This is a genomic window from Rhizobium ruizarguesonis (assembly GCF_017357285.1).
In the GTDB taxonomy this organism is placed as follows: Bacteria; Pseudomonadota; Alphaproteobacteria; order Rhizobiales; family Rhizobiaceae; genus Rhizobium; species Rhizobium ruizarguesonis.
Genome location: NZ_CP071681.1, coordinates 344,888 through 370,596, shown reverse-complemented (window position 1 = coordinate 370,596; position 25,709 = coordinate 344,888). Strand labels below are relative to the sequence as shown.

23 protein-coding genes are annotated in these 25,709 nt (G+C 63.2%); 15 read left to right on the top strand and 8 right to left on the bottom strand.

All coding sequences use genetic code 11. The features are described 5' to 3' along the window. The first annotated feature begins 4 nt into the window (after positions 1-4). From J3P73_RS32750 to J3P73_RS32710, 9 genes are all read left to right on the top strand, one after another. Positions 5-1,402, top strand: coding sequence for an LLM class flavin-dependent oxidoreductase (locus J3P73_RS32750; RefSeq protein WP_207580089.1), 1,398 nt, complete (start codon positions 5-7; stop codon positions 1,400-1,402). 122 nt (positions 1,403-1,524) lie between these two features. Further along, a complete protein-coding gene (locus J3P73_RS32745) occupies positions 1,525-3,135 on the top strand; it encodes an ABC transporter substrate-binding protein (RefSeq protein ID WP_130698442.1) in 1,611 nt (536 codons plus the stop codon). Between the two features lie 40 nt (positions 3,136-3,175). After that, a complete protein-coding gene (locus J3P73_RS32740; protein WP_130692017.1) occupies positions 3,176-4,165 on the top strand; it encodes an ABC transporter permease in 990 nt (329 codons plus the stop codon). Further along, complete coding sequence (locus tag J3P73_RS32735) at positions 4,162-4,986, top strand: ABC transporter permease (RefSeq protein WP_130698444.1); 825 nt, start codon at positions 4,162-4,164, stop codon at positions 4,984-4,986. Before J3P73_RS32740 ends, J3P73_RS32735 begins: the two co-directional genes overlap by 4 nt. Further along, positions 4,983-5,768: an ABC transporter ATP-binding protein gene (locus tag J3P73_RS32730; protein WP_130692013.1), complete on the top strand. Its 786-nt coding sequence runs from the start codon at positions 4,983-4,985 to the stop codon at positions 5,766-5,768. The genes J3P73_RS32735 and J3P73_RS32730 overlap by 4 nt, the downstream gene beginning before the upstream one ends. Then, positions 5,765-6,547 carry an ABC transporter ATP-binding protein gene (locus tag J3P73_RS32725; protein WP_207580088.1) on the top strand — a complete coding sequence of 261 codons (783 nt, stop codon included), beginning with the start codon at positions 5,765-5,767 and terminating at the stop codon, positions 6,545-6,547. The genes J3P73_RS32730 and J3P73_RS32725 overlap by 4 nt, the downstream gene beginning before the upstream one ends. Before the next feature lie 11 nt (positions 6,548-6,558). Next, positions 6,559-7,653: an aminotransferase class V-fold PLP-dependent enzyme gene (locus J3P73_RS32720; RefSeq protein WP_130698446.1), complete on the top strand. Its 1,095-nt coding sequence runs from the start codon at positions 6,559-6,561 to the stop codon at positions 7,651-7,653. A 72-nt stretch (positions 7,654-7,725) separates the two neighbouring features. Continuing rightward, positions 7,726-8,589 (top strand): glycerophosphodiester phosphodiesterase, encoded by an 864-nt coding sequence (locus J3P73_RS32715; protein ID WP_197726625.1) that lies wholly within the window; start codon positions 7,726-7,728, stop codon positions 8,587-8,589. A 129-nt stretch (positions 8,590-8,718) separates the two neighbouring features. Next, on the top strand, positions 8,719-10,374 hold the full coding sequence (locus tag J3P73_RS32710; RefSeq protein ID WP_207580087.1) for a GGDEF domain-containing protein: 1,656 nt from the start codon (positions 8,719-8,721) through the stop codon (positions 10,372-10,374). Positions 10,375-10,449: 75 nt separating this feature from the next. On the opposite strand, the gene J3P73_RS32705 is transcribed toward J3P73_RS32710, so the two are convergent. The 7 genes from J3P73_RS32705 to J3P73_RS32675 all read right to left on the bottom strand — a co-directional run bounded on the left by J3P73_RS32705 (position 10,450) and on the right by J3P73_RS32675 (position 17,637). Next, a complete protein-coding gene (locus J3P73_RS32705; protein WP_130698449.1) occupies positions 10,450-11,259 on the bottom strand; it encodes an inositol monophosphatase family protein in 810 nt (269 codons plus the stop codon). Further along, positions 11,259-12,263 (bottom strand): LacI family DNA-binding transcriptional regulator, encoded by a 1,005-nt coding sequence (locus tag J3P73_RS32700; RefSeq protein WP_130692005.1) that lies wholly within the window; start codon positions 12,261-12,263, stop codon positions 11,259-11,261. Before J3P73_RS32700 ends, J3P73_RS32705 begins: the two co-directional genes overlap by 1 nt. Beyond that, a complete protein-coding gene (locus tag J3P73_RS32695) occupies positions 12,247-13,026 on the bottom strand; it encodes a glycerophosphodiester phosphodiesterase (protein WP_130692003.1) in 780 nt (259 codons plus the stop codon). Before J3P73_RS32695 ends, J3P73_RS32700 begins: the two co-directional genes overlap by 17 nt. Then, complete coding sequence (locus J3P73_RS32690) at positions 13,026-14,081, bottom strand: ABC transporter ATP-binding protein (protein ID WP_075223663.1); 1,056 nt, start codon at positions 14,079-14,081, stop codon at positions 13,026-13,028. The genes J3P73_RS32695 and J3P73_RS32690 overlap by 1 nt, the downstream gene beginning before the upstream one ends. Further along, complete coding sequence (locus tag J3P73_RS32685; protein WP_207580086.1) at positions 14,081-14,923, bottom strand: carbohydrate ABC transporter permease; 843 nt, start codon at positions 14,921-14,923, stop codon at positions 14,081-14,083. Before J3P73_RS32685 ends, J3P73_RS32690 begins: the two co-directional genes overlap by 1 nt. A 2-nt stretch (positions 14,924-14,925) precedes the next feature. Then, positions 14,926-16,227 carry a carbohydrate ABC transporter permease gene (locus J3P73_RS32680; RefSeq protein ID WP_207580085.1) on the bottom strand — a complete coding sequence of 434 codons (1,302 nt, stop codon included), beginning with the start codon at positions 16,225-16,227 and terminating at the stop codon, positions 14,926-14,928. Positions 16,228-16,290: 63 nt separating this feature from the next. Next, positions 16,291-17,637 (bottom strand): extracellular solute-binding protein, encoded by a 1,347-nt coding sequence (locus J3P73_RS32675; protein WP_018069329.1) that lies wholly within the window; start codon positions 17,635-17,637, stop codon positions 16,291-16,293. 247 nt (positions 17,638-17,884) lie between these two features. Between J3P73_RS32675 and J3P73_RS32670 the strand changes: the two genes are divergently transcribed. Beyond that, complete coding sequence (locus J3P73_RS32670) at positions 17,885-18,343, top strand: YbaK/EbsC family protein (RefSeq protein ID WP_018069328.1); 459 nt, start codon at positions 17,885-17,887, stop codon at positions 18,341-18,343. An 84-nt stretch (positions 18,344-18,427) separates the two neighbouring features. Then, complete coding sequence (locus tag J3P73_RS32665; protein ID WP_130707123.1) at positions 18,428-19,423, top strand: Tim44 domain-containing protein; 996 nt, start codon at positions 18,428-18,430, stop codon at positions 19,421-19,423. A 27-nt stretch (positions 19,424-19,450) separates the two neighbouring features. On the opposite strand, the gene J3P73_RS32660 is transcribed toward J3P73_RS32665, so the two are convergent. After that, a complete protein-coding gene (locus J3P73_RS32660; RefSeq protein ID WP_024320113.1) occupies positions 19,451-20,482 on the bottom strand; it encodes a hydroxyacid dehydrogenase in 1,032 nt (343 codons plus the stop codon). A 277-nt stretch (positions 20,483-20,759) separates the two neighbouring features. Here J3P73_RS32660 and J3P73_RS32655 point away from each other — a divergent pair, with 277 nt between their 5' ends. The 4 genes from J3P73_RS32655 (at position 20,760) to J3P73_RS32640 (ending at position 25,657) form a co-directional block, all read left to right on the top strand. Continuing rightward, positions 20,760-21,359 (top strand): HupE/UreJ family protein, encoded by a 600-nt coding sequence (locus tag J3P73_RS32655; protein ID WP_018069325.1) that lies wholly within the window; start codon positions 20,760-20,762, stop codon positions 21,357-21,359. A gap of 290 nt (positions 21,360-21,649) precedes the next feature. Beyond that, positions 21,650-22,228: a GbsR/MarR family transcriptional regulator gene (locus J3P73_RS32650; RefSeq protein WP_024320112.1), complete on the top strand. Its 579-nt coding sequence runs from the start codon at positions 21,650-21,652 to the stop codon at positions 22,226-22,228. Between the two features lie 4 nt (positions 22,229-22,232). Beyond that, positions 22,233-23,969 carry a thiol reductant ABC exporter subunit CydD gene (gene cydD, locus J3P73_RS32645; RefSeq protein ID WP_207580084.1) on the top strand — a complete coding sequence of 579 codons (1,737 nt, stop codon included), beginning with the start codon at positions 22,233-22,235 and terminating at the stop codon, positions 23,967-23,969. Beyond that, complete coding sequence (locus J3P73_RS32640; RefSeq protein ID WP_130775659.1) at positions 23,966-25,657, top strand: amino acid ABC transporter ATP-binding/permease protein; 1,692 nt, start codon at positions 23,966-23,968, stop codon at positions 25,655-25,657. Before cydD ends, J3P73_RS32640 begins: the two co-directional genes overlap by 4 nt. The last annotated feature ends 52 nt before the right edge of the window (positions 25,658-25,709 follow it).

The following is a 25,709-nucleotide window of genomic DNA, read 5'->3' as shown; positions in this document are numbered from 1 at the left end:
AGACATGACCCGCGAAATCAGGCTGAACGCCTTCGACATGAATTGCGTCGGACACCAGTCGCCAGGGCTCTGGCGCCATCCACGCGACAAGTCCTCGACCTACAAGGATCTCGACTACTGGGTGCATCTGGCAAAGACGCTGGAGCGCGGCAAGTTCGACGGGCTGTTCATCGCCGACGTGCTCGGCGTCTACGATGTGCTGAACGGCAATGTCGACGCCGCACTTCGCCATTCGGCGCAGGTGCCGGTCAACGATCCGCTGCAGCTGATCCCCACCATGGCCTACGAGACCGAGCACCTCGGCTTCGGCCTGACGGCGTCGCTCTCCTTCGAGCATCCCTACACCTTCGCCCGCCGTATCTCGACGCTCGACCACCTGACCAAGGGTCGCGTCGGCTGGAATATCGTCACCTCCTACCTCAACAGCGGCGCGCTCAATATCGGCCAGCCGGCACAGACAAAACATGACGATCGCTACGATCTCGCCGAGGAATATCTCGAGGTCTGCTACAAGCTCTGGGAGGGAAGCTGGGAAGACGGCGCCGTCGTCCGCGACCGGGAAAGCGGTATCTGCACCCATCCTGACAAAGTCCATCCGATCCGCCATTCCGGCAAGCACTTCAATGTGCCCGGCATTCACTTGAGCGAACCCTCGCCGCAACGTACACCGGTGCTCTATCAGGCCGGCGCCTCCAGCCGCGGCAAGGATTTCGCCGGCGCCCATGCCGAATGCATCTTCGTCGCCTCTCCGTCGAAGCCAGTGCTGAAGCGTTACGTCGCCAATGTCCGCGAGGCGGCCGAACGGGTCGGCCGCAACCCGCGCGAAATCCTCGCCTTCAACCTGCAGACCGTGATCCTCGGCGAAACGGATGCGGAAGCGCAGCGGAAGTTCAACGAATACCGCAAATACGCCTCCTTCGAGGGCGCGCTGACACTGATCTCCGGCTGGACCGGCATCGATTTCGGCCAGTTCGGACCGGACGAGGTGCTGCGGCACCGCCATACCAATGCGGTGCAATCGGCCGTCGAGACCTTCACCACCATCGATCCCACCAAGGAATGGACGGTGCGCGAAATGGCCGACTGGGTCGGCATCGGCGGTTTCGGTCCTGTTTTCGTCGGCTCGCCGCAAACGGTCGCCGATCTGATGCAGGAATGGATTGAGGACACCGATGTCGACGGCTTCAATCTTGCCTATGCCGTGACGCCCGAGAGTTTCGAGGATGCCGTCGATCTGCTGGTGCCGGAACTGCAGAAGCGCGGCGTCTACAAGACCGACTACGCCAAGGGGACGTTGCGGGAAAAACTTGGGGGAGCGGGGCCACGGCTCGTCGCGCCGCATCCGGGTGCCGCTTATCGTAATCTCTTCACCGAGCCTGCCCGTGTCGCGGCCAACGGCTGAGCGAATAATGGCTGGGTGACAAAAAATATCTCGCCCAGCCCAACCATTCGAATCTAACCTCTATGACAATTTGCATTTCGCCCTGAATATGGGCACCCGAATTTCACCGATCAGGAGGGGTCATGACCGTATCATCTATCTCGCGGCGCACGCTGATGAAGGGCACCGCCCTGCTGCTTGCCTCGACGGCGCTCGCCCGGCAGGCGTTTGCGCAGGCTGCACCCAGCGGCGGCCGGCTGATCGTTGCCGCCGATTCCGAGCCGAAGAACCTCAACCCTGCCATCGTCGCCTCGAACGGCGTCTTCTTCGTCGCAAGCAAGGTGATCGAGCCGCTGGCTGAAGCGTCGTTCGACGGCAAGGATGGGCTTTCGCCGCGCCTTGCCACCTCCTGGGAGGGCTCGGATGACGGCCTCTCCGTCAGCTTCAAGCTGCGCGATGGCGTCACCTGGCACGATGGCAAGCCGTTTACCTCAGTCGATGTCGCCTTCTCGGCGCTCAACATCTGGAAGCCGCTGCAGAATCTCGGCCGCCTGGTCTTTGCCAATCTCGAAGCCGTCGATACACCTGACGATTACACCGCGATCTTCCGCTTCTCCAAGCCGACGCCGTTCCAGCTGATCCGCAACGCGCTGCCGGTCGTGACCAGCGTCGTCGCCAAGCACATCTTCGACGGTACCGATATCGCCACCAATCCGGCCAACAACACGCTCGTCGGCACCGGTCCGTTCAAGTTCGCCGAACACAAGGCCGGCGAATATTACCGGCTGACGCGCAACGAGAATTACTGGGACAAGGACCAGCCGAAACTCGATGAGATCGTCTTCCGCGTGCTGCCCGATCGCGAAGCAGCGGGCTCGGCGCTCGAAGCCGAGGAAATCCAGCTTGCCGCCTTCTCGGCTGTGCCGCTGGCCGATCTCGATCGTATCTCGAAGGTCGCCGGCATCAAGGTGATCTCGAAGGGCTATGAGGCCCTGACCTACCAGCTCGTCGTCGAGATCAATCATCGCCGCAAGGAGCTTGCCGATCTCAGGGTGCGTCAGGCGATCGCCCAGGCAATCGACAAGAAATTCGTGGTCGACACGATCTTCCTCGGCTACGCCGCCGCCTCCACCGGTCCCGTGCCGAAGAATGCGCCGCAGTTCTACACGCCGGATGTCGCGGCCTATGATTTCAATCCGGCGGCGGCCAACGACATTCTCGACAAGGCCGGATACAAGCAGGGGCCCGATGGCAACCGCTTTACGCTGAAGCTTCGCCCCGCGCCATATTTCAACGAAACCCGCCAGTTCGGCGATTACCTTCGCCAGGCGCTGGCCATGATCGGCATCAATGCCGAGATCGTCAATGCCGATGCGGCCGCGCACCAGAAAGCTGTTTATACCGATCACGAGTTCGATCTCGCCGTCGGCCCGCCGGTCTTCCGTGGCGACCCGGCGATCTCCACCACCATTCTCGTCCAGTCCGGTACGCCAGCCGGCGTGCCCTTCTCCAACCAGGGTGGCTACGTCAATCCGGAACTCGACAAGATCATCCTGCAGGCATCCGAAACCATCGACACGGCGGCGCGCACCGATCTCTACCGCAAGTTCCAGCAGTTGGTCGTCGCCGACCTGCCGCTGATCAACGTTGCGGAATGGGGCTTCATCACCGTTGCGCGCGATACCGTGCTCAACGTCTCGAACAATCCGCGCTGGGCCGTTTCGAACTGGGGCGATACCGCGCTGCAATCGTGATAGAATCGGCGGCAATTCTCTTCCAGAGGCCCTGTCAGGCGTGAAACGAGCCATCATCCTCCTGAGGCGCAGGGCGATCAGCAGTATTCCGGTGCTGCTGATCGTGGTGATCTTCACCTTTTTCCTGCTCGAATCCGCCTCGGGCGATGCCGTCGACGCCTATCTCGGCTCGATCGGCGGCGGCGATGCCGCACTTAGGCAGTCGCTGCGCCAGAGCTACGGCCTCGACCAATCGATGTTCGCCCGCCTCTGGCTCTATCTTTCCTCACTCGCACGCTTCGATCTCGGCTGGTCGGTCGCCTTCGGCCGGCCGGTTGGCGCGCTTATTGCCGAACGCCTGCCCAATACGATGCTGCTGATGGGCAGCGCGACCGCACTCTCCTTCGGCCTCGGCTCGGCGCTCGGCATTCTCGCCGGGGCGCGGCCGGGCAGCCTGCGTGACCGGCTGCTGTCGATCGGTTCGTTGATCGTCTATGCCATTCCGAGCTTCTGGCTCGGTCTGGTCTTGAGCATCGCCTTTTCGGTGAAGCTGCGCTGGTTTCCGATCGCCGGCGTCGAGACGATCGCTTCGGGCAACACAGGATTTTCGCGCGCTCTTGATATCGCCGACCATCTGGTTCTGCCGGTCGGCGCGCTCGCCTTGATCTATCTCGCTCTGTTCCTGCGGGTGATACGCAGCGGCATGGCCGAGGCCTGGAAGCTCGATTTCGTGCTGTTCGCCCGCGCGAAGGGTCTATCGCGGAGCCGGATCGTGCTGCGCCACGTGGCGCGCAATGCGCTGCTGCCGCTCGTCACCATGCTCGGGCTGCAATCGGCGGCGATGCTCGGCGGCAGCGTGGTGATCGAGAGCGTCTTCGCAATCCCGGGTTTCGGGCGGCTGGCGCAGGAGGCGGTCAACGGCCGCGACGCGCCGCTGTTAATGGGCATCGTCGTCACCAGTGCCGTCCTCGTCATCTCGGTCAATTTCCTCGTCGATCTCGTCTATGCCGCGCTCGACCCGCGCATCGGCGCTTCGGAGGGCGGCGCATGAGCCGCCTGCTGCGCACGCCGGAAGGTGTGATCGGGTTTGCGATCCTTCTTGTCCTGCTTTCGGCCGGGCTGCTCGCCCCTATCCTTTCACCGGGCGATCCCCTGAAGATTGCCGGCCGTGCGCTGCTGACGCCCTTCACCGATCCGGCTTTTCCGCTCGGCACCGACCGGCTCGGCCGCGACGTCCTGGCGGGCCTGCTCTATGGCGCGCGAACCTCGCTCGCCGTCGGCCTGGCGGCAGCGTTTTCGGCCATGGTGCTGGGGCTCTGCGTCGGCATGGCGGCCGGTTTTGCCGGCGGGCTCGTCGACGAGGCGCTGATGCGGGTTGTCGACGCCTTCCAGATCGTGCCGGCTTTTTTGCTCGCCCTTGCCTTCGTCAGCACCATCGGGGTGTCGACGCCTGTCGTCGTCATTGCCATTGCGCTCGGCACCTGGGCCGATCCGGCGCGGCTGACGCGAGCGCAGGTGCTTGCGATCCGTGAGCAGGATTACGTTGCCTCGGCAAAGGTGATGGGCATGCATCCGGCCGAGATCGCCCTTCGGGAAATCCTGCCGAACGCGCTGCCGCCGGTGCTGGCGCTTTCCGCCACCATCGTCGCCGGCGCGATCCTCACCGAAGCAGCACTTTCCTTCCTGGGTCTGGGCAACCCCAATATCGCCACCTGGGGCTCGATGATCGCCGAGGGCCGCAGCGTGTTGCGTTCGGCATCCTATCTCTCCGTCATACCGGGTGCGGCACTGGCCGTAACCGTGCTCGGCGTCCATCTCTTCAGCGAAGGCCTCGGCAAGGCGCTTGGCGACGACGGTGCGAGGGCGGCATGAGCATTTTCTGCAGCCTGCGGCAGCTTTCGGTCACCTATGGTCGCGGCAGGAATGCCGCCCTCGACCGCGTCGACCTCGATATCGCAGCCGGCGAAAGGCTGGCGATCATCGGCGAAAGCGGCTCCGGCAAGAGCACGCTCGCGCGAGCACTTGCCGGCCTGCTGCCGGAGGGAGCGAAGGTCCAGGGCGAATTGCTCTGGCCTGCACTTGGCCATCCACCCCGCCCCGGCCGCGATTTCGGCCTTGTCTTCCAGGACCCGGGCTCGAGCCTCAACCCCGTCCTGACGATCGGCGAGCAGATCGCCGAGGGCGCCAGGCGCCATCTCGGCCTCAGCTGGAAACAGGCCTATGTCAGGGCCGAGGAATTGCTCGGGCGGGTGCGGATACCGCAGCCTGACAAGGCGATGCGGGCTTTTCCGCATCAGCTTTCTGGCGGCCAGCGCCAGCGCGTGGCGATCGCCGCCGCCATCGCCGCGAAACCGGCGCTGCTGATCGCCGACGAGGCGACCAGCGCGCTCGATGTGGTGGTCCAGGCCGAGATCGTCGGCCTGCTCGACGGGCTGGTGCGCGAGGACGGCCTGACGTTGCTCTTCATCACCCACGACATCGCGCTTGCCTCCGGCTTTGTCGATCGCATCGCCGTTTTCCGCAATGCGAGGCTGGTCGAGGCAGGCCCCGTCCGTTCGGTGCTTTCTGCGCCGAAAAGCGACTATACCGCCGCCCTCATCGCCAGCCATCGCGACCTCGCGACGCCACCGCTGATCGAAGAGGTGGCGTCATGAACGACATTCTGCTTTCCGTCGAAAACCTGTCGAAAGGGTTTTCTTCCTCGGGCCGCCAGGTTGCTGCCGTCGATCATGTGTCGCTCACCATCGCGGCAGGGGAAACGCTCGGTCTCGTCGGCGCCTCCGGCAGTGGAAAATCGACGCTGTCGCGCATCCTGCTGCGGCTTCTCAGCGCCGATGCCGGCTCGATCCGTTTCGAGGGTGAGGATTGGCTCGCGCTGAATAGCGCGTCTTTGCGCCGCCGGCGGGCGCGTATGCAGATGGTGTTTCAGGATCCGCTTGCGGCCTTCAATCCGCTGGCGAGCGTCGGTGCGGTGCTCGACGATCCGCTTCGCATCCACGGCGTCGCCGCGAAGAACCAGCGCCCCGGCGAGATCGTCATGCTGCTCGAGCGTGTCGGCCTCACCGCAGATCATGCCGCACGTCCGGTGCGGGCACTCTCCGGCGGCCAGCGGCAGCGTGTGGCGATTGCGCGGGCGATTGCGACGCGGCCATCGCTGCTGGTGCTCGACGAGGCGGTCTCGGCGCTCGATGTGACCGTGCGCGGCCGGATCCTCGAGCTCCTGGTCGATCTGCAGAAAGAACAGGGCATTGCCTGTCTGTTCATTTCGCACGATCTTGCCGTGGTCCGGGCCGTCTCCCACCGCATCGCCGTCATGGATGGCGGGCGGATCGTCGAGACCGGCCCGGCAGCGGCGGTCGTTGCCGCGCCGCAATCGGAGGCCGCCCGCGCACTCGTTGCCGCCGTCCCTCGTCTCGTGACCGATCCTTGCTGAAGGAAGTATCCATGCCCGATCTTGGTTGGAATCCCCTGCATGGCGTGCCCTCCTATCCCGCGGAGCGCTACGCCGTCCTCGCCGACAGGATCGGCGGCATATTGCACAGCCGCAACGATATATTGCTGGTGCAGGCAGAAGCGGTGGTGGCGCTCGAGGCGGCGGCGGTCAGCCTTGCGCGCCCTGGCCTGACAGCACTCAACATCGTCACCAGCACCTATGGCGGCTGGTTCGGGCAATGGCTGCGGCGGGGTGGCGCGACAGTAGAGGATGTTGTCGCCGAACCGGGCCTTCCGATCGAGATCGAAGCAGTCGCCAAAGCACTTCAGACGGGTCCGAAGATCGACGTGCTCGCGCTGGTTCATGCCGAATCCGCGAGCGGCATTCTCAACCCCCTGCCGGAGATATTGGCGCTTGCCCGGGCTCGCGGCGTCGTCACCGTCGTCGATGCGGTCGCCTCGGTCGCTGGCCACCGGCTCTATGTCGACGATCTCGGCATCGACATCGCCGTGATCGGCCCGCAGAAAGCGCTCGGCGGGCCGGCCGGTCTGTCCGCACTCTCGGTCAGCGGCCGCGCCTGGGATCTCATTCTCAGAGATGGCGCCGCGCGCGATTCGATATTGTCGTTGGCGGATCAGAAGTCATGGGTCGATGGCGGCCGACGCGGCCTGCCGGGAACACCGGCGCCGCTGGAATTCTTCGCGCTGGAGGCGGCGCTTGACCGCATCGAGGCTGAAGGCCTGGAAAATGTCGTCGCCCGCCATGCGCTGGCAGCATCGGCGACACGAGCGGGGCTTGCCGCACTCGGAGCCCCAGCCTGGGTGCCGGCAGTAAAAGCGTCGAACCTGGTCACGGCCGTGCCGGTGCCGGAGGCGCTGGCGCCTGCCGCGCTGATCGCAGCTGCCGGGCAGCTCGGGGTTGAGCTGACCGAAGGCGTCGGAACCGCGCCGGCCCGTCTCGTGCGGCTGAACCACACGGGTCCGCGCGCCGCATTCCAGACGGTGCTGTCGAATGTCGTGGCGTATGGCGCCGCCCTCAGGCAGGCAGGCCATCCCTCGGATATATCAGCCGCTTCGGAGGCAATATCCGCAGCTTACAGTCGATGAAAGCCGTCTTCGGCCCTTGATAATCATGGATCATCAAGGCAGGAGAGTAGCAATCGCGGAGACTTGGTGCAGATGACAAGATTGCTGGATGCGCAGGGCCTGGAGATTTCACATGAGGGGCATCGCACCCGCCTGAAATGGCACCGGTTGCGCAAGCGGTTTGCCGATCCGTTGTTCTCAGCCGAAGTGATGGCGGAGGGATTTGCAGCAGGCGCCTCGATGGAGCTCGATCTGCGCGTCCGCGCCGACGGCGGTTTCGTCGTGCTGCACGATGAGGAGCTCGAAGGTGAAACGACTGGGCAGGGAGCGATCGCCAAGAAGAGCATCGGCGACCTCACCGCTATCAGGATGCAGGAGGGCGACCGGCCGCTGATCTTGAGCGAGGATCTCGCCGCCATGCTCCAATCGGCCCACCCGGCCGCGCTGCTGCAATTCGACATGAAGGATGACTTTGAAGCGATCGGCGCCAGGGGCATTGCGCATCTGGCCGCGCATTTCCAGGATATCGCCGCCTCGGTGATCGTCAGCGGCGGCAGCCTCGACCTCATCGTCGCGGTCAAGGAGAAGCTTCCCCATCTTCTGCGAGGGATCGATCCGACCGACAAGCTCTACGATATCAAAAAGGCCAACGGCTGGAAGGCGGTCGAGACGGAACTGCGCGCCGACCTGCGCGGCCCGACCGAACCGGACACGATCTATCTCCACTGGCCGCTGATCCTTGGTGCCGCCAATGAAGGCCTCGACATGATCGCGCTCTGCCAGGACGAAGGCAAACGCGTCGATGCCTGGACCTTCACCCTGAAGGATCCGGAGGCAGGTTTCAGCGAAGAGGAATGGCTAGGCTTTTCGACGCTGATGGCCCTGAAGCCGGATCAGATCACCACGGACGAGGCACCGGCGACCGAACGCGCCTGGCGCCGCCGCATGGCGGATTAACCGGCGGACGTTGGAGCATGATGGCGAAAGGTGTGAGAGGCTTTCGATACCCTGTTTCCAGGTTTGTCGCCTGCTTTTTGCAGTTTGCATCATTTTAAACTTCTGATGCTATCCATAGCCAGCAGACAAATGTTGGTGTCCGATATGCAAGTTGTTGATGCCGAAGCAAATACTCGACAAGCAAATTCCAGCTTACAGGAAGCGTGGCACCTTGGATGTACAGGCCGTTCGGTTGAGGCCCTTACACTGGCCGGCGAAATTCTTGTTGATGCCAAGGCGCGGGGCGACGACCGGCTCGCCGCGCAATGCGACACGGATATTGCCTGGTACTGTTTTCAAATCGGCAAGGCCGAACTTGGACTGACGCATGTCCGGCGGGCGATAGACTTCTGGAAATTGACCGGGGAGCGCAAAGAGGAAGCCGTTGCCCGGGCCTATTTCGGATGGTTGCTCTTGGAACTGGGCTTGCCGGAGGAAGCAATCGAAGAAGCGACCCGCGCGTTGGATCTGGCCGACAAGGCCGCGGACCCGAAAGCACAAAGCCTGGCCACCAACGTCATCGGAATTATCTTCTGGTGCAACAAACAGCCCGACCGGGCCATCCTGATGAGCGAGAGGTCTGTCGAACTCGCCAGATCGATTGGCAATAAGAACTATGAATGCTGGTGGCTCATCAATCTCGGCGGCTCTCATTCGGAAGGCGGATATATCGCGCGGGCGCTCGGCCAGCCGGAGGAAGAACACCAGATGCTGGTCAGAGCGCTGGCACTGACCGAACAGGCGCTCGACATCGCAATCGAGATCGGCGACAGCTGGGCCGCACGCCTCTGTCTCGGCAACCAAGCCGAGTTCTACAGCCACCTGGGCGAGCATGAGAAGGCGCTCCAGTGCATGGTCCGCTATCGGCTGTTTCAAGAGAACAGCTATGTCAGGGACAGGCAGCAATATCTCTACACTTTGGGCCAGATCTACAACAATTCCGGAAAATTTACGGAAGCCCTGTCGCCGCTGCTCGAGGCGGTGGAGCTGATCGACGCCGGCGGAAGTTTCGATTCCTATGTGCAGATCTATCTTTATCTGTCGCAGGCCTATGAGGGGCTGGGGCAGTTCGATCCGGCGCTGGAGGCACATAAGAAATACCACCAAGCCTATTTGCGCAATAGTGCCGAGAGTACGCAGCGACGCGCACGTCTCGCCGAAATCTACTATGAAACCAAACGGTTCAAGGAAGTTGCCGAAACGGAGTCGAAGCGCGCAGACACGCTGGAGGCCTCCTATCAGAAATTGCAGGAGCAAACCGATATCCTTGCCAACGCCGTCTATCTGGACGCACTGACCGGGCTCTATAATCGCAAATATCTCGACAGCCGCTTTAAAGCGCTGACATCTGAGAAGCGTCCATATTCCATCGCGATGCTGGATGTCGATCACTTCAAGTCGATCAACGACAACTTCTCTCACATGATCGGCGACCGGGTCCTGGGTGCCATTGGAACCATATTGCGCAGCCAGCTACGCATTACCGATCAGGCAATTCGCTTTGGCGGCGAGGAATTCGTCGTCCTGTTCGCCGGCGCTCCCCGAGGCGCCGCAGATCTCTGCGAGAGGCTGCGTTCGGCGATTGAACGATGGGACTGGTCTGAGATCTGCAACGGGCTGCACGTCACGATCAGCATAGGTCTCGCCAGTACCCTGTCTGCCAAGTCTCCGAACGAGATTTTGGCGATCGCCGATCAGAATCTCTATGCGGCGAAAAAGACCGGTCGCAATCGCGTTGTTGCGTAACAGGCGTTCCGTAACTTTCGGGCAAAGTTCGCAGTCTCACAAATCGGGCGGATCGCGTCTGTGGGAGAGGTGTATCTATAGCCCCTCGATGTCGAGGATGAAGGCGAATTCGCCGGCAAGCCCCGGCGAGTAGGCGATGACGGGTCCGCCGTGCGCAAGCAGTTTGTCGACCGGCGGCATCGCCACCACAGCGCCGGCCTCTTCGGCGATCAGCGCGCCGGCGAGCATGTCCCAGGCATTGAGATGGCGTTCGTAATAAAGGTCGGCAGCACCCTCGGCAACGCGAACGAGGTCGATCGCGGCCGCGCCCATGCGGCGATAATCCATGCCGCGTTCATGGAGCCGCCGCGAGAGCGCGAGATGGTCGTCGAAACTCGTCTTGCGGGAATGGCCGAGAATGACAAGAGCATTGGCCGGATCGACGGTCGCCGCCGCATGGACCGGAATCCCGTCCTTGAAGGCGCCACCGCCGCGCACGGCGTGAAAGACTTTCTCTCCGGCGGCGTCGTAGACCACGCCGATCTCCACCTTGCCGCCGACGACGAAGGCGATCGAGACGCCCCAGTGCCGGAAGCCCCTGATATAGTTGGTCGTGCCGTCGATCGGATCGACGACCCAGGTGCCACCCTTACCCGATCGTCCGCCGCTCTCTTCGCCCATGAACGTATCATCAGAAAAACGCGAGAGCAGGCCGTCGCGGATTGCCTGCTCGGCCCTCCTGTCGGCGATGGTGACGAAATCCTGCAATCCCTTGTTCTCGACGGCAAGCGAGCCGGGGTCAGAGTCGCGCCGAAACCGGGCAACCTCCCGTCCGACCTCGAGGGCAACGGTGATGGCGACCTCCGCCCGTGCGCGGATGGCGGCGGGATCGAATGCGGAATTCATCACGCAGTCCTTCTTTTGATCAGTGTCACCGGCGTGAATTCGACACGCGCCGTCAGGTCCGGCTCGACCATGCGGCTCATCAGCAGGTCGACCGTCTTTTCGGCCTGGACGTCGCAGGGTTGGCGGATGGTCGTGAGATCGTAGGCGGCCCAACTCGCCTGAGGAATGTCGTCATGGCCGATGATGGAGAGCGGCGGCGCATCATCGCGGCCGCGGCCCTGCATGATGCGATCGACCACGCCGCAGGCCATGTAGTCGTTGGCGCAGAACAGCCCGTCGATGCCGGATGCGGCAAGTTCGGCTGCAGCATCGTAGCCGCTCCGGTAGTCGTTGATCCTGACCTGCAGAAACTGCGCCTCGACGCCGAGCTGCTTGCAGCGTGCGATGAAGGCCTCGCTGCGCCGCCGCGCCGTATAGGATATGGCAGGGGCGGCCATCACGGCGGGCTTTCGCACGCCGCTGTCGATCAGGTGGGTGGCGGCGAGATGGCCGGCCATGCGGTCGTCGGAGATGATGCGGTCGACGAAGGGAATGTCGTTGCCCTTGTTGATCAGCACGATCGGCACGCCTTCGGCCGCGCACTGCTCGCAGATCTCGGTCGGCGGTGCGTCCGAGGTGACGATGACGCCTGATACGGCGTAATGCAGCAGTTGGCCAATAACCGTCGAAGTATCAGCCTCCGGCGAGGTTGGCAGCAGGATGGGGCGGAAATTGCGGGCGAGCAGCACTCTTGCCAGATTCTCGATCTGCAGAGTGCGGAACGGATTGTCGAGGCCGGCAGCGACGAGACCGACGAGATCGGAGCGTTTGTTGGTCAGGCTTCGGGCAAGATAGTTCACCCGGTAGCCGAGTTCCTTGGCGGCTTGGTAGACCTTCTCGCGCGTCTTCGGCGAGACGCTGGCATCCGGCGTGAAGGCGCGCGACACGGCAGCGCGTGAGACGCCGGCCACGCGCGCCACGTCAAAGGAGGTTACCTTGCGCGGTCCCTTATCCTTGTCTGCCAACTGCTTTTTCCCTGCCTGCCGGTGGCCGCATCAGATCGGGCAGATCCGTGCAGATGCCGAGAACCGGAAGTTTCATGATATCAGCGAGGATGGCCGGCCGCTCCTCGTGCCAGAGCACGATCTCGCGGCCTTCCTCAAAGGCGCGGCGCATCAGCGCGTCAGTCACCAGATCCTGCGGACGCTCGCCTGCCCTCTCCCAGCAAAGATGCAGAATATCGGCGCCGGCCTCGTCGCCGAGCGCATGCGGATCGTGGCCGACCCGGATCAGCACGGAAAGCGGAAAATCGCAGGCGGCGTCGCGAAGTTCGCGCACCTGAGCCGTATCGAAGGAACCGAGACAGGCGAAATGCTGGTTCATCTCGGCAAGGTGCCGCCAGCAAAGCAAGCCGGTTCCAGGCGCTTTGAGTTCGACGTAGAGACCGGTTCCGGTCTCGCGGCCGAGAACGGCAACTTCCGAAAAACTCGGCACGTCGACGCCGTCGAGCCCTGCAAGCTCCGCCGCCGTCATCTCGGAAATGCGGCGGTCGATTCCGAAGACGCGCTCGAGGTGGTCGTCATGCGAGACGACGACCACGCCGTCCTTGGTCAGTTGCGTGTCGAGCTCCCACATCTCAGCCCCGAGTTCGGCGGCGCGGCGGAAGGCGGTGATGGTGTTTTCACGTTCATGGCCGCTGGCTCCGCGATGGCCGATGCAGAAAGGAAGCCGGCCCTTGCCCGACGGCCAGCCGTAACGCTCGAAAAATGCCGAGAAATCGCGGGTCATCAGAGCCTCCTGCCATTTTCGTCGAAGACGAATACGCCGCGGCTGTCGATCGCCCAGCGGACGTCGTCGCCGACGTGAATATCGCTGCGGACCGGCTGGATCGAACGCAACAGCGGTCCGCCGGCAAGAGCCACGTCGTAGAGGTTCTCGCGGCCCTGCGTTTCGGCAAAGGTGACCTTGCCCGGCACGGTAATGTCGCCTGCCGGCGTGAAATGCTCCGGCCGGACGCCGAGCATCAGCTTCGTGCCTTCGGCGGCGCCGATGGTCACAGGCAGCGGCACGCGGATCTCGCTTTGCGGGATGGTGAAGGCGCCCTTGTCCACGACGCCGCGCAGGAAGGTGATCGGCGGATTGCCGAGAAAGCCGGCAACGAAGGCGGTCTTCGGATCGTTGTACATTTCGGCCGGCGTGGCGATCTGGACGATCTCGCCTTCCTTCATGATGGCGATGCGGTCGCACATGCTCATCGCCTCCACCTGATCGTGAGTGACGAGAATGGCGGTGATGCCGGTTTCGCGCTGCAGGCGGCGGATTTCCGATCGCATTTCGAGGCGCAGCTTGGCGTCGAGATTGGCGAGCGGCTCGTCGAGCAGCAGCACATCCGGCTTGCGGATCAGCGCGCGCGCCAGGGCCACACGCTGCTGCTGGCCGCCGGAAAGCTCGGCCGGCCTGCGGCCCATCAGGTTGCCGATCTGAACGAGGGCAGCGATGCGGTCGACTTCCTTGCGGATCTCGGCAGCCGGCATGCCCTTCACCTTCAGCGGAAAGCCGATGTTCTCGGTGACCGTCATGTGCGGATAGAGCGCATAGGACTGGAAAACGACGCCGACATTGCGGGCCTGGCTCGGCAGATCGGTGACATCGCGGTCGCCGAAGAGGATGCGCCCGCCGCTCGGCCGGTGGATGCCGCAGACGGAAAACAGCGTCGTCGATTTGCCGCAGCCGGAAGGGCCGAGCAGCGCCAGCATCTCGCCGCTGCCGACTTCGAGCGTCATGTTCTCGATGACTTTGGTGGAGCCGAAGCTCTTCGAAAAATTGTCGAGGAGGATGCGCATCAGCCTTTGCTCCCGCCGCCATAGATGTTCATGAGATATTTGTTGAAGAGCGCGTAAACGATCAGCACCGGAACGAGGTAGAAGACGCCGACCGCTTTGAACATGTTGAAGTCATAATTGTTATCGTCGGCGAGGAAGGCCGCGAGATAGACCGAAAGCACCTGCACCTGATTACCAGGCGCCAGCACCTGCGGCAGGATGAATTCGCCCCAGCCGGAGAGGAAAGAGAACAGGCCGAGCGCCATGATGCCGGGCTTGACCTGCGGCAGCACGAGGCTGCGCCAGACCCGGAAGCGCGAGGCGCCGTCGACGACGCCGGCCATCTCGATTTCCCAGGGCACGGTGTCGTAAAAGCCCTTCATCAGCCAGATGCCGAGCGGCAGGTCGATCGCCGCCTTCACCAGGATGACGCCGAGCAGCGAATTGTAGAGGCCGATCATCTGCAGCACGATGAAGATGGCGATGATCAGCGTCACCGACGGGAAGGCATGCAGCACCATGACGCCGGCAAGGAAGAAGCCGCGCGCCGGTACGTTCAGTCGTGACAGAACATAGCCCGCCATCGACGAGACAATAACCACGAGGCTGGTGGTGCAGGCAGCAAAGAGCAGCGTATTTACAGTCACCTGCCAGATGTTCGCCTTGCCCTCTGTCGTCTGCCACAGGAAGCGCCAGTGGTCGAGCGTCAAGCCCGAAGGCAGCAGCGCGTCCGCCTGCTTGATGGTCACAGTGTCGAGGAAGAGATAGACATACATCAGGAGCAGCGGCAGGCTGACGATGGTCAGCGCCGTTATGACCGGCCAGCTGCGGTAATTTGCCGAGGGCTGCGATCGTTCGGCCATGGTCAATCCTCGATCAGGGGCTTGGCGACAAGCGTGCCGTAGTTGAAGACGCGCAGATAGAGGAGCGACAGCGTCACGCCGATGACGACGAGCACCAAGGCCATGGCGGCACCCAACCCGTATTCGAGATTGCCGGCATAGTTTCTGAGCGCAGTGTGATAGGCGGAGAGCGCCCAGACCTCGGTCGCGTTGCCCGGTCCGCCATTGGTCGCGAGCAGGATTTCATTGAAGGAGGCAAGCAGCGACAGCGTCTGGTAGCAGGTGACGAAGAGGATCGGCCAGCGCATCTGCGGCAGGATGATGTAGCGGATCTGCTGCCAGCGCGAGGCGCCGTCGACCTCGCTCGCATAGAACTGGCTCTTCGGAATGGCCTTCATCGCCGAGGAGAAGACCAGCATGCCCATCGAGGCGCCGATGAAGCCGTTGATCAGCACGACGAAGAACCAGGCGTTATAGGCGTTGTCGAGAAGATAGTTCTTTGGCGGATAGCCGAACTTGCCCATCAGGATCGAAATGAAACCGGTATCCCAGGCAAGCCACTTCCACAGCATGACGTAGATGACGACGGGGGTGATGCGCGGCAGGAGCCAGATGCCGCGGAAGATCGAGGCTGGCGTCGGCGGCATGTAATGCGTCCAGATCGCCAGCAGCAGCGCATAGCCGACATTGAACAGCATCAGCACCAGCGCGACGTAGAGCACGGTATTCAAGAGCACGCGCGCCATGTCGGGTGAGGTTGTCATGCGCGAGAAATTGTCGGTCGTCCAAACCCAGCCGGTATAGGTGGCCTTGGCGACCGTTTCCTTCTGCTCAGCTGTCAGTTTGAAACCCAGACTATCCAGCGCCGAAAAGAGCTGCTCCTTGCTGTCGAAGCGGGTGTTGAGGACGGAGCGGTTGAACTGTTCGGAGATCTGCTTGACATCGCGCGTCGAAGGCCGGTCGGCGAGATCCTTGATCATGCGCTCGACGTCGCGGCGTGCGGTGAACACCTCACCTGCATGTTTGGTGCGCAATTCCGCGGCAATCCCCGGTGTCAGCCCGAGGCCATCGACAGCCTTGATCCCCGCCTCGTCGATCGTGTAGCGCGGTTCGGCCATTTCGGCGGCAATATCGGGCAGCGCCGATTTCAGCGCGATCAGGGAATTAGGCGCGATCTGGTAGACGCCGCCTGATATGCCGGTCGCCGTCGTCATGCTGGTCATCGAAAAGACCGCCGTCAGAACGACCGGCATCAGGAAGAAGAGGATGATCATGATCGCGGCAGGCGCGATCATCACCAGTCCGAGCGTTCTGGACGATTTCATGGAAGCCCCCTCGTCGCGGACCGACCGGGCGGCGCTGACGCCGCCCGGAAGAGTGCTTCGATCTTAGCGGATGACGATCTTGTCGCCGAGCGTGCTCTTCAGCTCGCTTTCTGCATCACTGACCGCGGCGTCTACGGTCTTGGCGCCGGTCCAGGATGCTTCGAGGTTCTTCCACATGATGTTCCAATATTTGCCGAAATCGGAATTGTTCGGCATCGCATTGGCATGCGGCAGCAGGCGCTCGGTGGCTTCACGGGTCCAGCGGTCGGCCGAATAGAAGTCGACCGTCGATTCCGACTTGGAGATGCCGAGATGAGCTGATTTGACCGCATGCAGCGCGTTGGTGCGCGGCTCGGAGGCGATCTTGACCAGCTGGGCGGCGATCTCGGTGTCTTCCTGGTCGTGACCCGCGGTCAGCAGGTAGACGAGCGGATGGGTCAGCGTGTTGGCCTTGCCGCCTTCGCCGGCGGGGATCAGCGTGAAGATCACGTTGCCGAAGAAGTCCTTCAAGCCCTCCTGGTTGACGAGGCGGGCATAATGCCAGGTGCCGCCGTCCCAGATGCCGGCCTTGCCGGTGGCGACTTCCTTCCACCACTGGTCGCCCGGCATGCCGATGTGGTTCTTCTTGGTGACGCCTGCCTTCACGGCATCGGCGAAGAACTGATAAGTGCGGGTCATCGCCGCCTTGTCGAAAACGAGCTTGCCGCCTTCTTCCATCGTGCCGCCGAAGCTGGTGTAGAACTGCCAGTAATCAGGGCCGTTGCTGGTGCGTGGATAAAAACCGTAGCCGGCCTGGACGAGGCCCTTGTCCTGCATTTTCTTGGCGTCTTCGAGCAGGTTCTTCATGGTGTACTTGCCGTCCTGGACGCTCTGCGGCAGCGCATCCAGATCGGCATCGCTGTAGCCGATCGCCTTCATGTAAGGCTTCCAGAAGAACATCGGGCGGGATTCAGCATCCTGCGGGATGCCGTAGACGGTGCCGTTATAGGACGCGATCTTCAACAGGTTTTCATAGATGTCGCTGAGCGGCCATGAGTCGAGATCGACATAATCTTCGATCGGAACGATGAGGCCCGCCTGCGACCAGGGTGCGATGTCTTCATGGCCGCTGACGACGATATTCGGGGCGGTCTTGGCTTCGGCGGCAAGGGTCAGCGCCTGCTTGAAGTCGTCCCAGCCGGAATAAGGCTTCTTCTCGACGGTGATCTTCAGGTCTTCGCCCTTCAGAGCGGCTTCGCGCTGCAACTGCTGGGCTGCGATCTCGATGGCGTCGAGGCGATAGACGTCGTTCGGGCCGGTGCCGCCGGCCCAGACGCTGATGTGAACGTCCTTGGCGAGTGCAATTGCGGAGGTCGAGGCCAGGATGGCGGCTGCGACGGCAAGCGATTTCAGTGTCGGCAAAATGGTCATCTTCTTCGTCTCCCTAGAAGAGCAGTGTGAGGCCTCTTGACGGGTCAGCACTGCTGATGATGACCGCTCCGAAACCCCACGAAAACGTGGCGTATCCCGCTCTAGGGGTTGAACGTAACGGCCGAATGACAAAATTGAGCACGTGTGCAAAATTATTATGACGATGTCCGCGCGACTTGCAAGCGGCGGTTTTCGACAGGCGTCTTTTACGCTTCAAATTGCGTATTTCCTGGGCTAGCATCGCGTCATGAGCCTTGAATCTGTCCGCGCCTTCCTCAGCGCCCACGCACCCGATATCGAAATCATCGAAACCGCCGAGAGCTCCTCGACGGTGGCGCTTGCCGCCGAAGCCCACGGCGTCGAGCCAGCCCAGATCGCCAAGACGATTTGCCTGCGCGTCGGCGAGCAGATGATGCTGGTCGTAGCCGGCGGCACGGCAAGGCTCGACAATCGCAAGTTCAAAGACACCTTTGGCGCCAAGGGGCGCATGCTCGGCGCTGAGGAGGTCGTGGCGATCACCAGCCATCCGGTCGGCGGCGTCTGCCCCTTCGGCCTGCCTTCGCCACTGCCCATCTATTGCGATATCTCGCTGAAACGCTTCGATGAAGTCGTGCCGGCGGCCGGCTCGACGAACTCGGCCGTGCGCATCGAAACTGGGCGGTTGGCCGAGCTGACCGGCGCCAGTTGGGTCGACGTCTGCCAGTAATGAAGCCGAAGAACTTCACACCGGGGAAAGAGTACCTATATTAGGTCCCGACATGCCGTGATTGTGCATGACAGGAGATCAGGAATGCCGAGTGCCGTTTCGCGTTTTGCCAAGATCGCGGCAATTGCCGCACTGACGAGCGCCACCGTTTTTGCTTCCCTCGACGATGCCGAGGCGCGCCGCGCCGGCAGCTTCGGTTTCGGAAGCCGCGGCACGCGCACCTTCCAGGCCCCGCCTGTCACCCGCACCGCACCTGCCCCCGCAGCGCCGATCGAACGGTCGATGACGCCGCGTCCGCAGACCACGGCACCTGCTACCGCTCAGCAGCCCCTTGGCGCTCAGCGCCCCGGTTTCTTCGGCGGCTTCGGCCGTTCGATGATCGGCGGTCTGATTGCCGGTGGCCTTCTCGGCATGCTGCTCGGCCACGGTTTCGGCGGCGGCTTCGGCTTCCTCGGAATGTTGCTGCAGATCGCATTGATCGGCGGCGCCGTCATGCTCGCCATGCGTTATTTCGCCAACCGCCGCCAGCCTTCCTACGGCGTCGGCGGCCAGAGCCAGTCCTATAACATGTCGCCGACGAATAAGTCGTCCTTCCAAATCCCGGCGATCGGGTCGGGAGGCGGTTTCGGTGGGCAGTCGCGCAGCAATCGGCCGAGCGACGAGATCGGGTTGGCGCAGGCCGATCTCGATCAGTTCGAAGAACTGCTGACCCAGGTGCAGACCGCTTACGGTGCCGAGGATTACGGCACGTTGCGCCGGCTGACGACGCCCGAGGCGATGTCCTATCTTGCCGAGGAACTCGGCGAAAACGCTACCAACGGCGTGCGCAACCGCGTCTCCGACGTCAAGCTGCTGCAAGGCGATATCGCCGAGGCCTGGCGCGAAGACGGCCAGGAATTTGCGACGCTCGCCATGCGCTATTCGTCGGTCGACGCCATGGTCGAACGCGACAGCGGCCGCGTTGTTTCCGGCGACGACCGCCGTCCGAGCGAAAGCACCGAGGTTTGGACCTTCGTGCGCAAGCCCGACGCCGACTGGAAGCTCGCCGCGATCCAGGGTGCCGAGCAGCGCGCCGCCTGAGGCGGCGCGTCACGTCGGCATTCTGTTCTAGTTCACTTCGACCGGTTTGGAACGCATGCGGGAAACCGTCTCGCGTTCCGCTCGCTTGCAGCGCATCGGCGGCAAGCCGCGATCCATCAGGTCCATGTCTTCGAGCACCATGTCGCCCATTTTCTTGAAGGCGCTGTCAAGCGCCCCAGCCCGGTGCGCCGAGCGGATGAAGCCTTTCAGGCTTCGCACCGGATGATCGGTCGGCAACGGTTCCTGGGGGTAGACATCGCTCGCGGCGACGATGTGGCCTGACGATACGGCCGCCATCAGCGCATCGAAATCGACGACATCGGCGCGGCTGAGCAGGATGAAGGCCGCGCCCCTGCGCATGCTGGCGAAGGCCTCAGTGCCGAGAAATTTGCTGTTTTCGCTGGTGACGGCGGCGGCGACGAAAATGAAATCGCTCTTTGTCAAAACGTCCTGAAGGCTTGCGGGCTCGACGCCATTTTCCTCGAGGACCGAGCGCGGCAGCCAGGGATCGAACACCCTGATCCGGGCCCTGAAGCCGGACAGGACCCGGCGCAGCGCTTTGCCGAGATCGCCGAAGCCGACGATGCCGATCTCGGAGCCGGCGATCAGTCGCGCGCTTGCATTTCCCTCACCGCCCCAGAGCTCGTGGCCCGCTCGGAAAGCGACATCCGCGTCGACGATACCGCGCGCCAAGGCCAGTGCGAAGCCGAGGCCGATTTCGGCGACCGGCTCGGCAAAGACCTGCCCTGTGGTGACGACATGGATGCCGCGCTGGAAGAGCACCTCATAGGGCATGTTGTTGAGAAGATTGCTTTCGACGTTGAGGATCGAGCGCAAGGCCGGCATTCTGGCCAGCGTTTCGGCCGAAAGCGGCGGCTGGCCGATGATGTAGCGCGCGCTTCCGAGGATCTCGTCGCTAAGCCCGGCGATATTCTCGGGATCGGCCTCGACGATCTCGTATTTCGCATGCAGTTCGGCGCGCGCCTTGTCGCTGAAAATCAGATCGAGCGTGCGCGGCTCGGGCGCGCTGATCGCCAGCGGCCGTTCGGTATTCGTCATGGCGTCTCCTCCATCACGGCGGTCTGCGCCGTCTCTATCGGACGATTGATAGCCTCTGTGGGGGGCGGTTTCCAGTTCGATCTTGAGTCGCGGGGCGCTGGGAGAAGCTATCGAAAGCGGCATCTGCCTATCAGATAAGCACTTGAATTGGCTTGGTATTTCATGGCATTTTCGTTGACGGCGCGAATTCTTTGAACTAGCGTGATGTACGCGACTTGGAACCATGCCGGTGTTCGGCAGCCGCAGGATATTCGAAAATTCACGAGGGGAATGAGCAATGAAATCAGCAATCAAGAGCGGCCTGCTTGCCTTGGCTGCCGCAGCGCTTCCAGCCGTCGCCTCGGCCCATCCCGCGATCGGCGAAGCTGCCGGCTTCAGCCATGGCTTTGCCCATCCGATCTCTGGCCTCGATCATGTCCTCGCCATGGTGATGGTCGGTGTTTTCGCATTTCAGCTCGGTGGCCGCGCCACCTGGCTCGTGCCGACGACCTTCGTCCTGGTGATGGCGCTCGGCGGTGCCCTCGGCGTTGCCGGCATTGCCGTTCCCTTCGTTGAAATCGGCATCGCGCTGTCCGTCGTCGTCCTCGGCGCCGTCGTTGCGCTCAACGTCAAGGCGCCGCTGGCCGCAGCACTTGGTGTCATCGGCGTCTTCGCTATCTTCCACGGTCACGCACATGGCGCCGAAATGCCGGAAAATGCCGCCGGCGCCGCCTATGCCGCCGGCTTCATGATCGCAACCGCACTGCTGCACCTCGCCGGCCTTGCGCTTGGTTACGTCATCGGCCGCGCCGGTGAACGTCAGGGCGTTTTCGTGACGCGTACGGCCGGCGGCATTGCCGCCATAGCAGGCGTCGGTCTTCTGGCCGGCTTGATCTGAGCCTGACGGCATTCCTGAACCAAAACCAGGCGGCGGCCTAGACATCTCAATCCGACAGAACGCCCGGCATGCGTAACGCATCGCCGGGCGTTTTTGCGTCGTCGCTGCAAAGCGCTACGGATTTGATCCAAGTCAAATTCAGCCACGTCGCGTCCGGCTATATCTAGCCAAGGATCAACGAAGGGACATCCAAATTGACGCAGGCCAGCCTTGCCGATTGCCGGAGGAACGCGAAGGTCAGTATAGTGATTTCAGAAATTTCTGAAATCACAGACGCAACGGAAACGACCATGAACCTTCCGCCTCTCGTCCAGTCCTTCGTTCTCCACTTCGGCGAAATGGGGTCGCGCTGGGGAATCAACCGCACGGTCGGCCAGATCTACGCCCTGCTCTTCGTTTCGCCCGCGCCCGTCTGCGCGGAGGAGATCGCCGAATCGCTCGGCATCTCGCGCTCCAATGTGTCGATGAGCCTGCGCGAATTGCAGGCCTGGAACCTCGTCATCCTGAAACACAAGCCGGACGATCGCCGCGATTTCTTCACCACGCCGGACGATGTCTGGCACATATTGAGGACGCTGGCCGAGGAGAGAAAGAAGCGTGAAGTCGATCCGACGCTTTCGGTTCTGCGGGAGATCCTGATGCAACGGCCGGCGAGCGACGCAGAGCGGCATGCGCAGCAGCGCATGAGCGAGATGCACACGCTGATCGAGCAGCTGACGCATTGGTATGAAGACGTAAAACAACTTGAAACAGAAAGGCTTGCAACGCTACTCTCGCTCGGCGCGAAAGTGACCAAGCTTCTGGAGGCCAAGGACCGGGTCGTTTCGCTCGGCCGTAGCCGCCGGCCGAACCCTGCGAACAAGAGTTAGCGCCATGGGCACTGCTTTCTTCGACGCGAAGGACACACAAGAGGCTCGGCCACGGGATGGTGGTGCCGTTACGCCCGGCCGCGACGGGGCGAAAATCGGGCTCCGCAGGGCGGCGATGCTGCAGGCGCTGGCTGCGGCCATCTGGATTCCGCAGGCCGGATTGCTGGCCGTCTCGGTCGGGCGCATCGCCGATGGCGGCGGATTGCATGACGTTCTCTGGCCAGCCCTCGGCATCCTTGTCCTCGGATTTGCAAGAAGTTGTCTCGACGCGGCTGGCGGCCGCCTGGCCTTTCACGCCGCCCGCGCCGAGCTCAGCCGCAGGCGGCAGATTGCCGCCGCGGCCCTTTCCATGTCGTCGCCCATCGATCGCGGCCGCCCCGCCTCTGGTAAAGCCGCAAGTGTCATTGGCGAACAAGCCGAACTGATCGTGCCTTATCTCGCCCGTTTCCAGCCGGCGCGCATGAAGGCGAGCCTCGTGCCGCTCATCATCCTTGCCTTCATCCTGCCGGTCTCCTGGATCGCCGCGCTGGTTCTGCTATTCGCCGCGCCGCTGATCCCGATCTTCATGGCGCTGATCGGCTGGCGTGCCCAAGCGGCCAGCGAAAAACAACTCGTCGCGACCGGCGGCCTCAACGGCTTCCTGCTCGATCGGCTGCGCGGACTGGCGACCATCCGTGCGCTCGACGCAGTCGATGCCACGGCACTGCGCCTACGGTCGGAGGCGGAGTCGCTGCGTGTGCGCACCATGGCGGTGCTGAAGATTGCCTTTCTGTCCTCGGCGGTGCTCGAGCTTTTCGCCGCGCTCGGCGTGGCGATGATTGCGGTCTATGTCGGCTTCAGCCTGCTCGGCGAGATCCGCTTCGGCACTTTGGTAGGTCGGCTCGACCTGACCGAGGGACTGTTCATCCTGCTGCTCGCACCGGCCTTCTTTGAGCCTCTGCGCGAACTCTCGGCCGTCTGGCATGATCGGGCGGCGGGCGAAGCGGCGCTGAAGGCCCTGGACACCCTCGCTGCCGGCGGCCTGTCCATTCGAGGAGCAGTCGACGTCGCGCCAGCGGTCTCTGCCGTCGCCGAAGCGCCGGCCATCCGTCTTGAGAATGTCGATTTCCGCTACGCCGCCACTGAGCCGTTGATCCTCGACGATTTCAACCTCGATATCGCGGCCGGCGAACATCTGGCGCTTCTTGGCGCCAGCGGTTCCGGCAAGTCGACGCTTCTTTCGCTGATTTCAGGACTGGCGCCCTGCACCGCTGGCCGCATCGTCATCGGCGGCATCGAGCTCGCGGATGATACTGCCACTGCCTTGCGCGGCAACATGGCGTGGATCGGCCAGAGACCGCATATTTTCGCCGGCACCATCGCTGGCAATATCACGCTCGGCAGGCCCGGTATCCCACGCGGCGATGTGGCAGATGCACTTGACGCCGCCCGGCTCGGAAAAGTCGCCGCCGCCTATGGCAACCGGCCGCTCGGCGAAGGCGGGATCGGGCTTTCCGGCGGCGAGGCACTTCGGCTTGCGATCGCTCGGGCCGCCTGCAATCCGTATCTCCGGATTATCCTGGCCGACGAGCCGACAGCGCATCTCGACGCCGCCACCGCCGCCGAGGTTACCGACAGCCTGCTTTCGCTCGCCAGGGGCCGCACTTTGATCGTCGCGACCCACGATCCGCTGCTTGCCGCCCGCATGCATCGCGCCATGCGCATCGATGCCGACATCGTTATGAGGGAGGCCGCTGAATGAGCGGATTTGCTGCAGACCTCAAGCCGATCCTGCGTCTGTTCCTTGCCGAGCGCCGGCGTGCGCTGTTGCTCGGTGCAGCACTTTCGGCAGCGACGGTGACAGCCGGCATCGCCCTGCTCGGCCTGTCCGGCTGGTTCATCACCGCCACCTCGCTCGCCGGCCTTTCGGCCGCTGCCGCCATCACCTTCGACGTCTTTGCGCCCTCGGCTGGCATCCGCCTGCTCGCTATCGTCCGTACGGCCGCGCGCTACGGCGAAAGGCTTGCGACCCATGACGCAACCCTCAGTGTGCTCGCCGCCCTGCGCGAAAGGCTGTTTCGCGGCTTTGCCGAACCGGGTGCGGCTCGCACCCTTTTGCATCGTCCCGCAAAGCTGCTCTTCCGGCTGACGGCCGATATCGATGCGCTCGATTCCCTCTACCTGCGCATCCTCGTGCCGGCCGCGGTCGCGATCGGTGCAGCCCTGGCGGCAAGCGTGGTGCTGGGGTTGATGCATCCCCTGTTCGGTCTGTGCTTCGGCCTTTTTCTCGCCGGTGCCGGCCTCGCCCTGCCCTTGATCGCCGGGCGGGCGGCGCGCAAACATGCCCGCAGACGCGCCCATGGCATCGAGGCGCTGCGGTCGCGAACGATCGATCTCGTTGCCGGCCAGACAGATCTGCTGATGGCCGGCCGCCTTGCCGCGCAGACAGGTATCATCGCTGCGGCCGACGCCTACTCTGCCCACGCCGACGACCGGCTGAACCGTGTCGAAACCGGCCTGACATTCGGCTTCGGCCTTGTCTCGACCCTGCTGCTGACGGCATCGCTGCTTGCCGTTGCGGCACTTGCGGAAACGAAGGTGATTACCGCTCCTGTCGCCGCACTCGGCCTGCTCGTCGCCTTTGCGGCAGTCGAACCCTTCACAGCGCTACGCCGTGGTGCCCTGGAACTCGGTAGGACGCTGCTTGCGGCAAGGCGCATCGCGCCGCGGCTTGCCGTTGCGGCGGCACCCGAACCATTGGCGGTGCCGTTGCCGGGAGGCGTTTTTTCGCTGGCGAAGGTGTCAGCCTTCCATGAAAACTCCACCGTGCCGGCGCTCGAGGATATCGAACTCACGCTTCAACCGGGCGAACGCCTCGCCGTCATCGGCAGCAGCGGTGCCGGCAAGTCGAGCCTGCTTGCCCTCCTGTCCGGCGAATTGCCGGCAAGGAGGGGAAGCGTTGCCGCGATGACGGCAACGCTGCTGACGCAACGGACGGAGCTTTTCGAAGACAGCCTGCGCGGCAACCTGCTCCTTGCGAACCCGGATGCGAACGAGGCCCGTCTTCGCGAAGCGCTTGCCGCCGCCGGCCTGCTTACCGATGTCGAGGCCATGCCTGGGGGGATCGATACGCGGCTCGGCGAAGGTGGCCTTGGACTTTCAGGCGGCCAGTCGCGCCGTCTGGCGCTTGCCCGGCTTTTCCTGCGCGACACGCCGCTCTGGCTGCTCGACGAGCCGACCGAGGGCCTCGATGGTGTCACTGCCCGCGACGTGCTCGCCCGTCTTTCCGCGATGGCGGCGGGCCGCTCGCTGGTGATCGCAACGCATATCCGCCGCGAGGCTGCGATTGCCGACCGCATCGCCGTCATCGAAGGCGGCCGTATCACAGAAATTTCGCGCCGCGGAGAGGCGGCGTTCGAAAAGGCGCTCGACCGGCTTCGGCCGGACTGAGCAAAACCGCATGCCCTGAGCGCTGATCGGCGCTGAGGAACGCCTGTACCGC

What these genes read in the sequence shown, in the direction of transcription:
- J3P73_RS32705 (WP_130698449.1), bottom strand. Translation starts at nt 11,259, where the DNA reads ATGAATTCCGCATTCGATCCCGCCGCCATCCGCGCACGGGCGGAGGTC.
- J3P73_RS32715 (WP_197726625.1), top strand. Translation starts at nt 7,726, where the DNA reads ATGACAAGATTGCTGGATGCGCAGGGCCTGGAGATTTCACATGAGGGG.
- J3P73_RS32660 (WP_024320113.1), bottom strand. Translation starts at nt 20,482, where the DNA reads ATGACGAATACCGAACGGCCGCTGGCGATCAGCGCGCCCGAGCCGCGC.
- J3P73_RS32730 (WP_130692013.1), top strand. Translation starts at nt 4,983, where the DNA reads ATGAGCATTTTCTGCAGCCTGCGGCAGCTTTCGGTCACCTATGGTCGC.
- J3P73_RS32710 (WP_207580087.1), top strand. Translation starts at nt 8,719, where the DNA reads ATGTTGGTGTCCGATATGCAAGTTGTTGATGCCGAAGCAAATACTCGA.
- J3P73_RS32675 (WP_018069329.1), bottom strand. Translation starts at nt 17,637, where the DNA reads ATGACCATTTTGCCGACACTGAAATCGCTTGCCGTCGCAGCCGCCATC.
- J3P73_RS32695 (WP_130692003.1), bottom strand. Translation starts at nt 13,026, where the DNA reads ATGACCCGCGATTTCTCGGCATTTTTCGAGCGTTACGGCTGGCCGTCG.
- J3P73_RS32685 (WP_207580086.1), bottom strand. Translation starts at nt 14,923, where the DNA reads ATGGCCGAACGATCGCAGCCCTCGGCAAATTACCGCAGCTGGCCGGTC.
- J3P73_RS32665 (WP_130707123.1), top strand. Translation starts at nt 18,428, where the DNA reads ATGCCGAGTGCCGTTTCGCGTTTTGCCAAGATCGCGGCAATTGCCGCA.
- cydD (WP_207580084.1), top strand. Translation starts at nt 22,233, where the DNA reads ATGGGCACTGCTTTCTTCGACGCGAAGGACACACAAGAGGCTCGGCCA.
- J3P73_RS32655 (WP_018069325.1), top strand. Translation starts at nt 20,760, where the DNA reads ATGAAATCAGCAATCAAGAGCGGCCTGCTTGCCTTGGCTGCCGCAGCG.
- J3P73_RS32670 (WP_018069328.1), top strand. Translation starts at nt 17,885, where the DNA reads ATGAGCCTTGAATCTGTCCGCGCCTTCCTCAGCGCCCACGCACCCGAT.
- J3P73_RS32745 (WP_130698442.1), top strand. Translation starts at nt 1,525, where the DNA reads ATGACCGTATCATCTATCTCGCGGCGCACGCTGATGAAGGGCACCGCC.
- J3P73_RS32640 (WP_130775659.1), top strand. Translation starts at nt 23,966, where the DNA reads ATGAGCGGATTTGCTGCAGACCTCAAGCCGATCCTGCGTCTGTTCCTT.
- J3P73_RS32690 (WP_075223663.1), bottom strand. Translation starts at nt 14,081, where the DNA reads ATGCGCATCCTCCTCGACAATTTTTCGAAGAGCTTCGGCTCCACCAAA.
- J3P73_RS32680 (WP_207580085.1), bottom strand. Translation starts at nt 16,227, where the DNA reads ATGAAATCGTCCAGAACGCTCGGACTGGTGATGATCGCGCCTGCCGCG.
- J3P73_RS32650 (WP_024320112.1), top strand. Translation starts at nt 21,650, where the DNA reads ATGAACCTTCCGCCTCTCGTCCAGTCCTTCGTTCTCCACTTCGGCGAA.
- J3P73_RS32735 (WP_130698444.1), top strand. Translation starts at nt 4,162, where the DNA reads ATGAGCCGCCTGCTGCGCACGCCGGAAGGTGTGATCGGGTTTGCGATC.
- J3P73_RS32750 (WP_207580089.1), top strand. Translation starts at nt 5, where the DNA reads ATGACCCGCGAAATCAGGCTGAACGCCTTCGACATGAATTGCGTCGGA.
- J3P73_RS32725 (WP_207580088.1), top strand. Translation starts at nt 5,765, where the DNA reads ATGAACGACATTCTGCTTTCCGTCGAAAACCTGTCGAAAGGGTTTTCT.
- J3P73_RS32720 (WP_130698446.1), top strand. Translation starts at nt 6,559, where the DNA reads ATGCCCGATCTTGGTTGGAATCCCCTGCATGGCGTGCCCTCCTATCCC.